General features: G+C 67.0%; 13 protein-coding genes. 12 read left to right on the top strand and 1 reads right to left on the bottom strand.

The window, feature by feature from the left end:
* The first annotated feature begins 113 nt into the window (after positions 1–113).
* The 10 genes from nirB to F9K07_RS11160 all read left to right on the top strand — a co-directional run bounded on the left by nirB (position 114) and on the right by F9K07_RS11160 (position 12552).
* Complete coding sequence (gene nirB / locus F9K07_RS11205; protein ID WP_159592925.1) at positions 114–2615, top strand: nitrite reductase large subunit NirB; 2502 nt, start codon at positions 114–116, stop codon at positions 2613–2615.
* Between the two features lie 59 nt (positions 2616–2674).
* A complete protein-coding gene (nirD, locus tag F9K07_RS11200; protein ID WP_159592922.1) occupies positions 2675–3082 on the top strand; it encodes a nitrite reductase small subunit NirD in 408 nt (135 codons plus the stop codon).
* Positions 3083–3100: 18 nt separating this feature from the next.
* Positions 3101–5968, top strand: a complete 2868-nt coding sequence (locus tag F9K07_RS11195; RefSeq protein WP_159596897.1) for a nitrate reductase — start codon at positions 3101–3103, stop codon at positions 5966–5968.
* A 55-nt stretch (positions 5969–6023) separates the two neighbouring features.
* On the top strand, positions 6024–6959 hold the full coding sequence (gene ybiB, locus F9K07_RS11190; protein ID WP_159592919.1) for a DNA-binding protein YbiB: 936 nt from the start codon (positions 6024–6026) through the stop codon (positions 6957–6959).
* A complete protein-coding gene (gene cobA / locus F9K07_RS11185) occupies positions 6925–7731 on the top strand; it encodes a uroporphyrinogen-III C-methyltransferase (RefSeq protein WP_159592916.1) in 807 nt (268 codons plus the stop codon). The genes ybiB and cobA overlap by 35 nt, the downstream gene beginning before the upstream one ends.
* A gap of 52 nt (positions 7732–7783) precedes the next feature.
* Positions 7784–8911, top strand: a complete 1128-nt coding sequence (locus F9K07_RS11180) for a sterol desaturase family protein (protein WP_159592913.1) — start codon at positions 7784–7786, stop codon at positions 8909–8911.
* A 14-nt stretch (positions 8912–8925) separates the two neighbouring features.
* Positions 8926–10128 (top strand): NAD(P)/FAD-dependent oxidoreductase, encoded by a 1203-nt coding sequence (locus F9K07_RS11175; protein ID WP_159592910.1) that lies wholly within the window; start codon positions 8926–8928, stop codon positions 10126–10128.
* Between the two features lie 328 nt (positions 10129–10456).
* Entirely contained in the window at positions 10457–10669 is a 213-nt protein-coding gene (gene rpsU, locus F9K07_RS11170) for a 30S ribosomal protein S21 (RefSeq protein WP_056273869.1), read from the top strand.
* A 98-nt stretch (positions 10670–10767) separates the two neighbouring features.
* Positions 10768–11214 (top strand): GatB/YqeY domain-containing protein, encoded by a 447-nt coding sequence (locus F9K07_RS11165; RefSeq protein ID WP_159592907.1) that lies wholly within the window; start codon positions 10768–10770, stop codon positions 11212–11214.
* Between the two features lie 177 nt (positions 11215–11391).
* Complete coding sequence (locus F9K07_RS11160) at positions 11392–12552, top strand: ABC transporter substrate-binding protein (protein WP_159596896.1); 1161 nt, start codon at positions 11392–11394, stop codon at positions 12550–12552.
* Between the two features lie 24 nt (positions 12553–12576).
* On the opposite strand, the gene pmbA is transcribed toward F9K07_RS11160, so the two are convergent.
* The gene (gene pmbA / locus F9K07_RS11155) at positions 12577–13992 is read right to left on the bottom strand and encodes a metalloprotease PmbA (protein ID WP_159592904.1); all 1416 of its coding nucleotides are present in this window, start codon (positions 13990–13992) and stop codon (positions 12577–12579) included.
* 70 nt (positions 13993–14062) lie between these two features.
* Here pmbA and yjgA point away from each other — a divergent pair, with 70 nt between their 5' ends.
* Together yjgA and mog are read left to right on the top strand one after the other, a co-directional pair.
* On the top strand, positions 14063–14716 hold the full coding sequence (gene yjgA / locus F9K07_RS11150; protein WP_159592901.1) for a ribosome biogenesis factor YjgA: 654 nt from the start codon (positions 14063–14065) through the stop codon (positions 14714–14716).
* Positions 14713–15315 (top strand): molybdopterin adenylyltransferase, encoded by a 603-nt coding sequence (mog, locus tag F9K07_RS11145; RefSeq protein WP_159592898.1) that lies wholly within the window; start codon positions 14713–14715, stop codon positions 15313–15315. Before yjgA ends, mog begins: the two co-directional genes overlap by 4 nt.
* Positions 15316–15321 lie beyond the last annotated feature (6 nt).

The following is a 15321-nucleotide window of genomic DNA, read 5'->3' as shown; positions in this document are numbered from 1 at the left end:
CACCCTCGCCGTTTCCATGCCCCGCCACGAGCGCCTGCGTGCGCCCCGGGACCCTGCGCGGTGTGTGCGTCCGATCAGATCAAGCGAATCACAAACTGGATGGAGTAGCCACGATGAAGAAGTCAAGACTGGTGATGGTGGGCAACGGCATGGCCGGTGTGCGCACGCTCGAAGAGCTGCTCAAGATCGCGCCCGATCTCTACGACATCACGGTGTTCGGCGCGGAGCCCCACCCCAACTACAACCGCATCCTGCTCTCGCCGGTGCTCGCGGGCGAGCAGACGCTGGAGGAGATCGTGCTCAACGACTGGGCTTGGTACACAGACAACGGCATCACCCTGCACGCGGGCAAGACCGTGACCGAGGTGGACCGCATCCAGCGCGTGGTGCGCGCCAGCGACGGCAACGGCGGCGTGATCGAAGCGCCGTACGACCGCCTCATCATGGCCACCGGCTCCAACCCTTTCATGCTGCCGATCCCGGGCAAGGACCTGCAAGGCGTGCTGGCCTACCGCGACATCGCCGACACGCAGGCCATGATCGACGCGGCCACGCAGTACAAGCACGCGGTGGTCATCGGTGGCGGCCTGCTCGGCCTGGAAGCGGCCAACGGCCTGATGAAGCGCGGCATGACGGTGAGCGTGGTGCACGTCGCGCCCTGGCTCATGGAGCGCCAGCTCGACGACGTGGCCGGCAAGCTGCTGCAGCAATCGCTGCAACAACGCGGCATGCAGTTCCTGATCGGCGCGCAGACGCAGGAGCTCGTGGGCAACGAGGCGGGGCGCGAGGATGGGGAAGGGGCCCCGTCCAAAGGCCGGGTCCGGGCGATCCGCTTCAAGGACGGCACCGAGGTGCCCGCCGACCTGGTGGTGATGGCCGTGGGCATCCGCCCCAACACCGCGCTGGCCGAGTCGATGCACCTGCACGTGAACAAGGGCATCGTGGTGAGCGACACGATGCAGACCGTGACCGACCCGCGCATTTATGCGGTGGGCGAATGCGCGGCGCACCGCGGCATCGCCTACGGCCTGGTGGCGCCGCTGTTCGAACAGGGCAAGGTGCTGGCCACGCACCTGGCCGAGTTCGGCATCGGTCGCTACGTGGGCTCGCTCACCTCGACCAAGCTCAAGGTCACCGGCATCGATCTCTTCAGCGCCGGCAACTTCATGGGCGGCGAGCACACCGAAGAGATCGTGATGAGCGACCCGGCGGGCGGTGTGTACAAGAAACTGGTGATCCAGGACGACAAGCTGGTGGGGGCCTGCCTGTACGGCGATACGGTCGATGGCAGCTGGTACTTCAAGCTGCTGCGCGAAGGTCGCAGCCTGAGCGACATCCGTGACAAGCTGATGTTCGGTGAATCCAACATCGGCGACGTGGGCCATGAAGGCCACAGCAAGGCCGCGGCCATGGCCGACAGCGACGAGGTGTGCGGCTGCAACGGCGTCACCAAGGGCAGCATCTGCAAGGCCATCAAGGACAAAGGTCTGTTCACGCTCGACGAGGTGCGCAAGCACACCAAGGCCAGCGCGTCGTGCGGTTCGTGCACCGGTCTGGTCGAGCAGATCCTGATGTTCACCGCGGGCGGCGACTATTCGGCCACCCCGAAGCTCAAGGCCATGTGCGCTTGCACCGACCACGGCCACCAGGCGGTGCGCGATGCCATCCGGGAGAACAAGCTGCTGAGCATCGGCGCGGTGTTCGAAGGCCTGGGCTGGCGCACGCCCAACGGCTGCGCCACCTGCCGCCCGGCGGTGAACTACTACCTCATCAGCACCTGGCCCAAAGAAGCGAAAGACGACCCGCAGAGCCGCTTCATCAACGAGCGCGCGCACGCCAACATCCAGAAGGACGGCACCTACAGCGTGATCCCGCGCATGTGGGGCGGCGAGACCACGGCCGACGAGCTGCGCCGCATCGCCGACGCGGTGGACAAGTACAAGATCCCGACCGTGAAGGTGACGGGCGGGCAGCGCATCGACCTGCTGGGCGTGAAGAAGGAAGACCTGCAGGCGGTGTGGAACGACATCGGCATGCCCAGTGGCCACGCCTATGCCAAGGCCTTGCGCACGGTGAAGACCTGCGTGGGCAGCGAGTGGTGCCGCATGGGCACGCAGGACAGCACGCAGATGGGCAAGGACCTGGAGCGCGCGATGTGGCGCATGTACGCGCCGCACAAGGTGAAGTTCGCGGTCAGCGGTTGCCCGCGCAACTGCGCGGAAGCCGGCATCAAGGACGTGGGCATCATCGGCGTGGACAGCGGCTGGGAGATGGTGATTGCCGGCAACGGCGGCATCAAGACCGAGGTGGCGCACTTCTTCACCAAGCTCAAGACCGCCGAGGAAGTGATGGAGTACACCGGCGCTTTCATGCAGCTCTACCGCCTCGAAGGCTGGTACCTGGAGCGCACCGTGCACTACGTGAACCGCGTGGGCCTGGACTACGTGAAGAAAAAAATCCTGGACGACCACGAAGGCCGCAAGGCGCTGTGGGCGCAGTTGCAGTTCGCGCTCGACGGCGAGCCCGACCCGTGGTTCGAACACCAGAAGGCGGCGGTGGACACCCGGCAGTTCATTCCGATCAAAGCCGTGGCACTGGAAGGGAGCGCGGCATGAGCGCAGCGCCGGGCCGCCCCAAGCAAGCTCGCACCGCAGGCGAAGCCGAAGGAACAACAATGAGCACGACCTGGATCCCGATTGCCCGCGTGGACGACATTCCCGTGCTCGGCTCGCGCTGCGTGCAGCGCGAACGAGGGCTGGACGTGGCGGTGTTTCGCAACGGCAACAACGAGGTGTTCGCCCTGCTCGACCGCTGCCCGCACAAAGGCGGCCCGCTGAGCCAGGGCATCGTCTTCGGCACCAGCGTGGCATGCCCGATGCACAACTGGACCATCGGCCTGGACAGCGGCTGCGCGAAAGAGCCCGACGAAGGCTGCACGCCGCGCTTTGCGGTGAAGGTGGAGGATGGCATGGTGCACCTGGATGCGGGAGAACTGACCACGCACGCCACCGACCTGACGCGCCCGGTAGCCGGGCCGGCGCGCCGTGCCTTGTCCCCTCTCCCGCTCGCGGGAGAGGGCTAGGGTGAGGGCCGCCCCGTGATGTTCTTCTCCGGCGAAAACCCTCACCCCAACCCTCTCCCGCAAGCGGGAGAGGGAGGAAGACAAGTCACCACCCGCTCCACCTGCCCCTACTGTGGCGTGGGCTGCGGCGTGCTGATCGACAGCGTGGGCAGCCAGATCACCGCCGTGCGCGGCGACCCGCAACACCCGGCCAACTTCGGCAAGCTCTGCACCAAGGGCCAGACGCTGCACCTCACCGCCACGCCCGCCCTCGCCCAGCAGACGCGCTTGCTGCAGCCCATGCAACGCCTGCAACGCGGCGCGCCTGCGCAGCCGATGAATTGGGACGCCGCGCTGGACCTCGCCACCGAGCGCTTCGCGTCCGTCATCGCCGAACACGGCCCCGATGCGGTTGGCTTCTACATCAGCGGCCAGCTGCTCACCGAGGACTACTACGTTTTCAACAAACTGGCCAAGGGCCTGATCGGCACCAACAACATCGACACCAACTCACGCCTGTGCATGAGCAGCGCGGTGGCCGGCTACAAGCTCACGCTGGGCGCGGACGCACCGCCCACCTGCTACGACGACGTGAACCACGCGCAGTGCCTGTTCTTCGTCGGCAGCAACGCGGCCTTCGCGCACCCGGTGCTGTTCCGCCGCATCGAAGAAGCGCGGCAGAACAACCCGGCCATGAAGGTGATCGTGGCCGACCCGAGGCGCACCGATACCGCAGGCTTCGCCGACCTCTACCTGCCGCTGCAACCGGGCAGCGACGTGATGTTGTTCCACGGCCTGCTGCACATCATGCTGTGGGAGGGCTGGGTCGACCCCGCGTACATCGCCGCGCACACCACCGGCTTCGACGCGCTCAAGGCCCTGGTGCGCGACTGCACGCCCGAACGCGTGGCACAGGTCTGCGGTTTGAAAAAAGAAGACCTGTTCACCGCCGCACAGTGGTTCGCGCAATCGCCCGCGACCCTCAGCCTCTACTGCCAGGGCCTGAACCAGAGCAGCAGCGGCACCGCGAAGAACGCCACGCTGATCAACCTGCACCTGGCCACCGGCCAGATCGGCAAGCCCGGCGCCGGCCCCTTCAGCCTCACCGGCCAGCCCAACGCCATGGGCGGGCGCGAGGTCGGCGGTTTGTCCAACCTGCTGAGTGCGCACCGCGACCTGGCCAACCCGCAGCACCGCGCCGAAGTCGCCGCGCTCTGGGGTGTGCCTTCCGTGCCCGAGACACCGGGCAAGAGCGCGGTGGAGATGTTCCAGGCCGCGGCCGATGGCGAGATCAAGGCGCTGTGGATCGCCTGCACCAACCCGGCCCAGTCCATGCCCGACCAGAACACGGTGCGCCGCGCGCTGCAGCGCGCCGAGTTCGTCGTGGTGCAGGAAGCCTACGCCAGCGCCGCCACCTGCGGCTACGCCGATCTGCTGCTGCCCGCCACCACCTGGGGCGAGAAGGACGGCACCGTCACCAACAGCGAGCGCCGCATCAGCCGCGTGCGCCCGGCCGTGCCCGCGCCCGGCCAGGCGCGGCACGACTGGGCCATCGTGGTCGATGTCGCGCAGCGGCTCCAGGCGCGGCTGCGCCCTGGCCAGCCCACGCTGTTTCCCTACCTCGACGCCGAATCCATCTGGAACGAACACCGCGAATCCACGCGCGGACGCGACCTCGACATCACCGGCCTGGACTACGCCATGCTGCAACAGCAAGGCCCGCAGCAATGGCCGCTCAAGGCCAGCGAGATGCAAGGCAAGGCGCGCCTGTACGAAGACGGGATCTTCCCCACGCCCGACGGCAAGGCCCGCTTCGCCGCCCTGCCCTACGTGCCCCTGGCCGAGCCGCGCGAATCGCGCTACCCGTTCTCGCTCACCACCGGCCGCCTGCGCGACCAATGGCACGGCATGACGCGCACCGGCACGCTCGGCCGCCTGTTCGGCCATGTCGCCGAACCGGCGGTGCAACTGCACCCGCAGGACATGGAGCGCCGCGGCCTGAAAGACGGCGACCTGGTCCACGTCACCAGCAAACGCGGCTCCATCCTGGTGCCGGCGCAGGCCTCGGCCGAGGTCGGCCTGTCGCAGGCTTTCATCGCCATGCATTGGGGCGCGGAATACCTGAGCGGCCTGAGCAGCGCCGGCGAGCCGCTGGCGGGCGTGAACGCGCTCACCACCTCGGCCTATTGCCCGACCTCGAAACAACCCGAGCTCAAGCACGCGGCGGTGAAGGTGCTCAAGGCCGAACTGCCCTGGACGCTGCTGGCGGTGGGCTGGCTGCCCGAGACGAAGGCCCTCGCCGCACGGGAAGGCCTGCGCGCGCTGATGGCGCAATTTCCGTTCGCGGCCTGCGTGCCGTTCTCCAACGGCGTGCCCCTGGCCGAAGCCCCGGGCCGCGAGCGCCACGGCGTGCTGTTCCGTGCCGCCGCACACGATGCGCCCGAGGTCGATGTGGTCGAGCGCATCGAAGCACTGCTGGGCCTGGCCACCCCCGACGCGCTGCGCTACGCCGACAAGCGCCTGGGTCAGCGCCGCACCGCGCGCCTGGTGCGCCAGGGCGAATCCACCCGGCTGGAGGCTTTCGTGCTCGCCGGCGACACGCGCGCCGAGGTCTGGATCAAGCCCCTGCTGCAAGACGAACTGCCCGCCGCGGCCTACGGCCGCCTGCTGCTCATGCCTGGCGCCAAGGCCCCCGTGGCCATCGCCGCCAAAGGACGGCAGGTGTGCACCTGTTTCAACGTCGGCGAAGACGCGATCCGCGCCGAGCTGAAAACCTGTGGCGGCGATGGCGCACAGCGCCTGGCCAGGCTGCAGGCCGGCCTGAAGTGCGGCACGAACTGCGGCTCCTGCGTGCCCGAACTCAAGCGGCTGGTGCGCGAGACCGCGCCCGCGCCGCAGGCGGTCTGAGCACACCATGTGCATATAACGTCAAGTCATCAAACTTCCCGGACAATCGCGCGCCATGGGGATCAGCCAATACATCAAGGAAATCGGCCGCGGCAAGGACGGCGCCCGTTCGCTCACGCGCGAACAGGCCTCCGACCTGCTCGGCCAGGTGCTCGACGGCACCGTGACCGACCTGGAAGTCGGCGGCTTCTGCCTGGCCATGCGCATCAAGGGCGAGACGCCCGAAGAAATGGCCGGCTTCCTCGACGCGGCGCACGCGCGCCTGCGCAAACTGCCCGACAACGGCCTGACCACCGTGGTGCTGCCCAGCTACAACGGGGCACGCAAACTGCCCGTGCTCACACCGCTGCTGGCGCTGCTGCTCGCCCAGCGCGGCGCGGCGGTGCTGGTGCATGGCACGGCCACGGAGGACAAGCGCGTGTTCGCCTCCAGCGTGTTCACCGAACTCGGCGTACCGATCTCGCACGAAATCCCCAGCAGCCTGCGCGCGGGCGAACTGGCCTTCGTGCCCACCGAGGTGCTCAGCCCCGGCCTCAAACGCCTGCTCGACGTGCGCCGCGCGGTCGGCCTGCGCAACCCGGCGCACAGCCTGGTGAAACTCATGAACCCGTGCGCGGGCGCGGCCTTCATCGTCGGCAGCTACACGCACCCCGAATACGCCACCTCCATGGCCGCGACCTGGTCGCTCACCGGCGCGCACGCCTTGCTGCTGCGCGGCACCGAAGGCGAACCCGTGGCCGACGCGCGCCGCACGCCGCGCATGGAAGTCTTCCGCCACGGCGCGCGCACCGAAGTGCAGGCGCAGCAGGAAGGGCCTCTGGCCAAGCTGCCCGCCTTGCCGGCCGTGGACGCCACCGCCACCGCGGCCTACATCCGCGCCGTGCTCGACGGCGAGCAACCCATCCCCACCCCGATCGCGCTGCAGGTGGAACACATCTTGCGAGCCGCACAACACCATGAACACGCCAACCCGCCCGCCCTCGCCATCTGAATTCCAGCCCGGCACCGTGACCCTGGTGGGCGCCGGTCCCGGCGATCCGGATCTGCTCACGATCAAGGCGGTGAAAGCCATTGGCGCGGCCACCGTGCTGCTGGTGGACGACCTCGTCGGCGAAGACGTGCTTGCCCACGCATCGGCCCGCGCGCGCATCGTGCACGTGGGCAAGCGCGGCGGCTGCAAGAGCACACCGCAGGCCTTCATCGAAAAGCTCATGGTGATGGCCGCGCGCGAAGGCGAAGTGGTGGTGCGCCTCAAGGGCGGCGACCCCTTCATCTTCGGTCGGGGTGGCGAAGAAGTGGAGCACTTGCAAGCCGAAGGCGTCCGCGTGCAGGTGGTCAACGGCATCACCTCGGGCCTGGCAGCGGTCACCTCGCTGGGCGTGCCGCTCACGCACCGCGAACATGCGCACGGCGTGGTATTCGTCACCGGCCATGCCAAACCCGGCTGCGAGGGCACCGACTGGCAAGCCCTGGCGGCCACCGCGCGCGACGCGAAACTCACGCTGGTGATCTACATGGGGGTGAGCGGTGTGCAGCGCATCCAGCGCGAACTGCTGACAGGGCTGCCGGCGGCCACGCCGGTGGCCGTGGTGCAGCGCGCCAGCCTGCCCGAACAACGCCATGCCGTCACTACGCTCGGTGAACTCGGCGCCACGGTGGCGCGCGAAGGGCTGGCCAGCCCCTCGGTGATCGTCGTGGGCGACGTGATCAGCGGTGTGGCCGCTGCCGTGTCCCACACAACAGCGCAAGCACGCGCCGCCTGAGCACATCGCTACACTCCCATCGCGCGCGCACCGCGCACGAGAGGGACGAAGCATGCTCAAAAAACTCAATCACTTCACCGAAAGCCACGGCGCCCTGCGCCCCGGCGGGGGCCTGATCACGGGCGTGATCGCCCTCACACTGGCCATCCTGTGTTTCCTGGGCGTGATGGCCTTCCACTTTCCGCAGTACCTCACCACACCCGAGCTGCGCAAGCAGTACGACGTGGCACTGATGCGCCAGCTGCTGCTCGCGGCCCTGGCCATCGCCGGTGGTCTGAGCCTGGTGAACGTGCTGTTCAACCGGGCGCGCTGGCTCTCGGCGTTCGCCTTCGCACTGGTCGTGCTCAGCGCCCTGCTCGGCGGGCACCAGGTCGAAGTCGATCCCAACTTCCCGGACCACACCCCCTACGTCGGCCTGGACTGGTTCATCCTGGATCTGCTGGGCTCGGCGCTGATTTTCATCTTCATCGAGAAGCTGTTCGCCTTGCGCAAGGACCAGCCCGTGTTCCGGCCGGAGTGGCAGACCGACTTCCACCATTTCATCGTCAACCACATGGTGATCGGCTTCATGCTGCTGGCCACCAACCTGCTGGTGCACAACTTGTTTGGCTGGGTGCCGGTGGACGGCGTGCGCGGCTGGATCGCGACGCTGCCCTTCTGGGTCGCGCTGCCACTGATCATTCTCGTGGCCGACCTGGCCCAATACTGGACCCACCGCGCGTACCACGAGGTGCCCCTGCTGTGGCGTTTGCATGCCGTGCACCACAGCACCAAGCACATGGACTGGATGGCCGGCTCGCGCCAGCACATCCTGGAAACCGTCATCACGCGCACGCTGGTGCTCGGCCCGATCTTCCTGCTGGGCTTCTCCAAGGAAGTGATCGACGCCTACATCATCGTGGTTGGCTTCCAGGCCGTGTTCAACCACGCCAACGTGAGCGTGCGCCTGGGCCCGCTGCGCTACCTCATCGTCACGCCCAATTTCCACCACTGGCACCACAGCCAGGACCAGGAAGCGCTGGACAAGAACTACGCCGCGCACTACGCCTTCCTGGACCACCTCTTCGGCACTGCCGTCAACAGCCCCAAGCTGTGGCCCGAACGCTATGGCGTGCTGGGCGACTACGTGCCCAATGGCTTCCTGAAGCAGGAGGCGTTCCCGTTCACCTGGAAAGGCTGAGACCGCAGCACACCATGCAACACTTTGATGCCGTCGTCATCGGCGCCGGCGCGGCCGGTCTTTTCTGCGCCGGTATCGCGGGTCAGCGCGGCCTGCGCGTGCTGGTGCTCGACCACAGCGACAAGGTCGCCGAGAAGATCCGCATCTCGGGCGGTGGCCGTGCCAATTTCACCAACCGCGACCTCGACCCGCACGCACCCCACAAGCACTTCCTGAGCGCCAACCCGCACTTCTGCCGCTCGGCGCTCTCGCGCTACACGCCCACCGACTTCATCGCCCTGGTGCAGCGGCACGGCATCGCATTCCATGAGAAGCACAAGGGCCAGCTGTTCTGCGACCACTCGGCCGACGACCTGATCCAGATGCTGCTGCGCGAATGCGATGCAGGCGGCGTGCAACGCCGGCAACCCTGCGGCGTGAAAGCGGTGCGCCAGAACGGCGATGGCGCCTACGAACTCGACACCGACCAGGGCACCGTGCAAAGCCGCACCGTGGTGGTCGCCACCGGCGGCCTGTCCATCCCCAAGATCGGCGCAAGCGACTTCGGCTACCGCATCGCCACCCAGTTCGGGCTTCGGCTGGTGGAGCGGCGACCCGGCCTGGTGCCGCTCACCTTCGACGGTGGCGCCTGGGCACCCTACGCCTCGCTCTCCGGCCTGTCGCTGCCGGTGTCCATCGAAACCGGAGAAAAGAAAGGGCGCATGGCTTTCCACGAAGACCTGCTGTTCACCCACCGCGGCCTGTCCGGCCCGGCCGTGCTGCAGATCTCCAGCTACTGGCGCGAGGGCACGCCGATCGGCCTGAACCTGGCCCCCGACACCGACCTGCCCGCCGCCCTGGCGCGCGCCAAGGCGAGTTCGCGCAAGCTGCTGGCCAACGAACTGGCCACGCTCGTGCCCAGTCGCCTGGCCGAAGCCTGGGTGCAACAGGACAGCGACTGGCAGCGCCCGGTGGCCGACACCTCGGACAAGGCCCTGGCGCGGCTGGCCGGGCGCCTCACACGCTGGGAGCTCACGCCCACCGGCTCCGAGGGCTACCGCAAGGCCGAGGTCACGCTGGGCGGCGTGGACACGCGCGACCTGTCCTCCCAGACCCTGGAATCGAAGCAGGCCGGCCTGTACTTCATCGGCGAAGTGGTCGACGTGACCGGCTGGCTGGGCGGCTACAACTTCCAATGGGCCTGGGCCAGCGCCCATGCCTGCGCGCACGCGCTGTAGTCGCTGCGACGCCCCAAACCCCGATAGCGCCGCGCACGCCCCCAGAGCGCGAGACACCATCCAGAGTTCCGGCCCCACCGCTTCTCCCCAGCCCATCTCCGGAGCGCGCGACGCAGATCCAGGGCTACCGAGGATCCGGCTCCGCCGGTCCCAGGGAGCGCCCCCTGAGGGGGACGCGCGCAGCGCGGCGGGGGGAGCTATAATCCCCGGCTTTGCTGGCAAACCCCGTCGGCCAATACTAGTTAATGACGGGACTTTTGCAGTGATGTCGCGCGGGCCCGATCTTCCCGAACGTCCTCTCTCTGCGCAATCTGGATATCTTTCGCCAATGACGACCATCCGTGTAAAAGACAACGAACCCTTTGACGTCGCTCTGCGCCGTTTCAAGCGCACCATTGAAAAGCTCGGCCTGCTGACCGACCTGCGCGCTCGCGAGTTCTACGAAAAGCCGACCGCCGAGCGCAAGCGCAAGAAAGCCGCTGCCGTCAAGCGCCACTACAAGCGTGTGCGCTCGATGCAGTTGCCCAAGAAGCTGTACTGAGCACGAGCCACCGGGCCTGCCCGGTCGCGAACAAGCCCGCTGGAGGACGCTCAAGCGGGCTTTTTTTATTGCCGATTCACCACTGCGAGGAGCCTCCCATGAGCCTGAAAGAACAGATCACCGAAGACATGAAAACCGCCATGCGCGCCAAGGACAGCGAGCGCCTGGGCACCATCCGCCTGCTGACCGCCGCCATGAAGCAAAAGGAAGTGGACGAGCGCGTGGAACTGGACGATGCCATGGTCGTGGCCATCGTCGACAAGCTGGTCAAGCAGCGCAAGGACAGCATCGAGGCCTTCTCCAAGGCCGATCGGCAAGACCTGGTGGACAAGGAAAAGGCCGAAATGGTCGTGCTGCAGGCCTATCTGCCCGCACGCCTCAGTGCCGAGGAAGTGGCCACCGAGGTCAAGGCCATCGTCGCCGAACTGGGTGCCAAGGGGCCTGGCGACATGGGCAAGGTCATGGGCGCCGTGAAAGCCCGTCTGGCGGGCAAGGCCGACATGGCCCAGGTTTCGGCTGCGGTGAAGGCTGCGCTGGCGGGCTGATCCAAGCCATTGGACCCGGCTCCAACCCCAACACCCAGGCTGTTGGACGGATACCCAAAAGTGCATGCAAAGGTTCTAGTCTGAGACGATCTTCAGACCCCAGGAGCCTTTTGCATGATCTCGATCAGAACTTCCCCTTCCCTTGTGCACCGCACGTTTGGCGGATTGGCACTGGCCATGGTGCTGCCCATGGTCGCGCAGGCCCAGACCGCCAGCGCCCCGCCCATCAAAGTGGGCGCGATCGGCCCCTTCAGCGGCCCCTCGTCGGATTTCGGCCTGCCCATGCTCAATGGCATGCGCCTGGCCGTCGACGAGATCAACCGCGTGGGGGGTTACCTGGGGCGACACATCGAACTGGTCGTGAGAGACGACAAAGGCAATCCCGATGTCGGCCTGCAGGAATCGCAGGCCCTGATGAAGGACGGCGTGATCGCCACGCTGGGCTTTTGCAACACCGGCGTCGCCTTGAAGTCGATCCCCGTGTTCCAAAAGGCGCAATCGCCCTTGCTGGTGCCGTGTTCCGCAGGCACCCCCGTCACCGCCCAATACCCGGCTGCAGAAAGCTACGTCTTCCGCAACGCACCGCGCGATGCGATCCAGGCACCCTTCGTGGTCAATGACATCCTCAAGCGCGGCTGGAACCGGGTGGCGATCTTTGCCGATACCACGGGCTACGGCGAAGCCGGCATGAAGGACGTGTTGGCCGCCTTGGACCAGAAAGGCGTCAAGCCGGCCTACGTCGGGCGGTTTCCGCTGGGCGTGAAAGACCTCTCGAGCGAATTGGCCGCCGCCAAGGCCGCGGGTGCCAACGTGATCTTCACCTACACCGTGGGCCCGGAGAACGCGACCATCGCCAATGGCCGGCGCGCGATGAACTGGGACGTACCCCTGGTCGGCGGGTGGCCCCTGTCCTTCCCCTTTTTCCTCACGGGTGCCCCGCAGGCCGCCGAGGGCGCGCTCATGGCGCAAACCTTCATCGCCGAACCCAGCAACGAACGCCGTGCCGCGTTCATCTCGGGCTACACGCGCAAGTTCAACCAGAAGATGGCTGTGCCCATGGCCGCCGCGCAAGGGTATGACACGGTGTACCTGCTGATCTATGCGATGTTCGGCATCCGCGACGGCAAGTTCAGCGGACCCGCGATGAAGGCCGCCCTGGAGAACATCCCACGCACCTACTACGGTGTCGTGGCGACCTATGAGCGGCCGTTCACGGTGGACGACAAGGATGCGGTCACCGACAACATGCTGGTGATGGGCAAGGTGCAAAAAGGCCTCATCACCTTCGCCTACCCCGAGGACGCGCGCCGCAATCTGGAGGTCCAGCGCAAGCGCTGAATCCTCCCGCGAACCGGCAGCGGTTCAGCTGCCGGCCACCTTCATGCGGTTGACCAGGATGGACCCGGTGGTTTTCGCGCCGTAGTTGTAGGCATCGGCCCCCACCGCCTCGATGCCCAGCAGCATGTCCTTGAGGTTGCCGGCGATGGTGATCTCGTGCACCGGGTAGGCGATCTCGCCGTTCTCGACCCAATAGCCCGACGCACCGCGCGAATAGTCGCCGGTCACGTAGTTCACGCCCTGGCCCATGAGCTCGGTGACGAACAGGCCACGGCCCAGCTTCTTGAGCATGGCGCGCAGGTCGTCGCCCGGCTGCGTGAGCCGGCTGGTGAGCGTGAGGTTGTGCGAGCCACCCGCATTGCCCGTGGTGCGCATGCCGAGCTTGCGCGCGGAGTAGGTGGACAGAAAGTAGCCCTGCACACGCCCTGCCGACAGCACCTTGCGCTTCGCGGTGCGCACGCCTTCGTCGTCGAAGGGCGAACTGCCTTTGCCATTGCGCAGGTGCGGGTCTTCCAAAATGTCCAGGTGCTTGGCCATCACGCGCTTGCCCAGGCTGTCGTGCAGGAAGGTGGTGTTGCGGTAGAGCGCACCACCGCTCGTGGCCTGCACGTAACTGCCCAGCAGACCCGCGGCCAGGGGTGACTCGAACAGCACCGGGCATTCGGTGGTCGCGATCTTGCGGCCATTCAGGCGCGCCAGCGTGCGCTCAGCCGCGTAGCGGCCCACGGCTTCGGGCGTGGCCAGTTCGTTCGGCGAGCGCATGGAGCTGTACCAGTAGTCGCGCTGCATGTTCGCGCCCTTGCCGGCAATGGGCGCCACAGACAGGCTGTGGCGCGAACTGGCGTAGCCACCGCTGAAGATGCCCGGCTTGCCGCGCTCGCCACCGCGCAGGTGCGCGGTGAAGAAATGCGATTGCTGCGCCGACACGCCCGCGCCTTCGCTGTTGCTGATCTTGCGGCTGGTCGCCAACGCGGCGGCCTCGCAGGCCAGTGCGATGCGCGCGGCTTCCTCGGAGTCGATCGACCAGGGGTGGAACAGGTCAAGATCGGGATAGGTATCGGCCACGTCGCCCACATCGGGCAAACCGGCCACAGGGTCTTGCGCCGTGAAGCGGGCAATGTCGTATGCGGCCTGCACCGTCTGGCGCACGGCAGCGGCGGAGAAATCGGAGGTGGAGGCGTTGCCGCGCTTTTGCCCCAGGTACACGGTGACGCCCAGGGACTTGTCGCGGTTGCGCTCGACGTTTTCCAGCTCGCCCTTGCGCACCGAGACGCTCAAGCCGGCCCCTTCGGACACTTCAGCGGCCGCGTCCACCGCCCCCAGCTGCTTCGCATGGGAGAGCGCCAGATCGACCAGTTCTTCGAACTGGCTGCGCGCGTATTGGAAGCCGGAGAGGGGGGCGTTGGGGTTTGCCACGGGGGCTTGGGAGGGAGTTTTCATGTCGACGGCTATGATACTTGCCGCTCTTCATGGCTTGCGCTCCCGCGCGCAAGCCCATTCAATATTCTTCATGTCCCGCAAACCCACCAAAGGCTATTTCGTCCGAGGCCAGTTCGTCGCCCTGGGCAGCGAGCTGGACCAGGAACTCAAACGCGAGCTCAAGGGCTCCGCCGAAATGAGCAAGACCGACCTGAAGAAGGAAAGCGACCGGCTGCAATCGCTGGGCGAGAGTCTGCTCACGCTGCGCGCGGACCTGCTGGACAAGCTCGACCTGTCGGAAAAGCTGCTCGAAGCCGTTGCCGATGCCAGGCGCATCACCAATTTCGAGGGCCGCCGCCGCCAGATGCAGTTCATCGGCAAGCTCATGCGCAAGCTCGACGAAGACACCGTCGCGGCGGTGGAAGCGGCGCTGGAAGAGCAGAGCAAGGGATCGGCCAAGGACACGCTCTCGCTGCACATGGCCGAGCAATGGCGCGACCGCCTGATCAACGAAGACGACGCGCTGACCGCCTGGATGCAGATGGACCCACAGAGCGACGTGCAGCACCTGCGCGCCCTGATCCGCCAGGCGCGCAAGGATGCGCAGGCCGTCAAGGAACGCCCCGGCGAGGCCGTGCGCCACGGCAAGGCCTACCGCGAGATTTTCCAGACCGTCAAGGCCGCGCTGAATCAGGACGCGGACACGGCCGGCGACGGCGCGTCCGAGGACGACGAGCAGCCATGAGCGAACCCACGACCCAACCCGCAGAACCGGTGCGCATCGGCATCGTGTCGATCAGCGACCGCGCCAGCAGTGGCGTGTACGAAGACAAGGGCCTGCCCGCTCTGCAGGACTGGCTCACGCGCGCATTGCAGAACCCGATCCGCTTCGAGCCGCGCCTGATCCCCGATGAGACCGAGCACATCAGCGCGACGCTGATCGAACTGGTGGACGCCGGCTGCTCGCTGGTGCTCACCACCGGCGGCACCGGCCCGGCCTTGCGCGACGTGACCCCCGAGGCCACGCTGGCCGTGGCCCACAAGGAAATGCCGGGCTTTGGCGAGCAGATGCGCCAGATCGGCCTGGCCTTCGTGCCCACCGCCATCCTGTCCCGGCAGGTGGCGGTGGTGCGCGACAAGAGCCTCATCATCAACCTGCCGGGCCAACCCAAGGCGATTGCCGAAACGCTCGAAGGACTCAAGAACGCCGATGGCACGCAGCGTGTCAACGGCATCTTTGCCGCCGTGCCGTATTGCATCGACCTGATCGGCGGCCCGTATCTCCAAACGCACGACGCGGTCTGCAAGGCCTTCCGCCCCAAGTCCGCCGTGCGCCCTGTTTAACCCTGT

The organism is Hydrogenophaga sp. BPS33, from assembly GCF_009859475.1.
Lineage (GTDB): Bacteria > Pseudomonadota > Gammaproteobacteria > Burkholderiales > Burkholderiaceae_C > Hydrogenophaga.
Note: the sequence above shows the minus strand (reverse complement) of the source record. Positions and strands in the feature narration are given on the sequence as shown.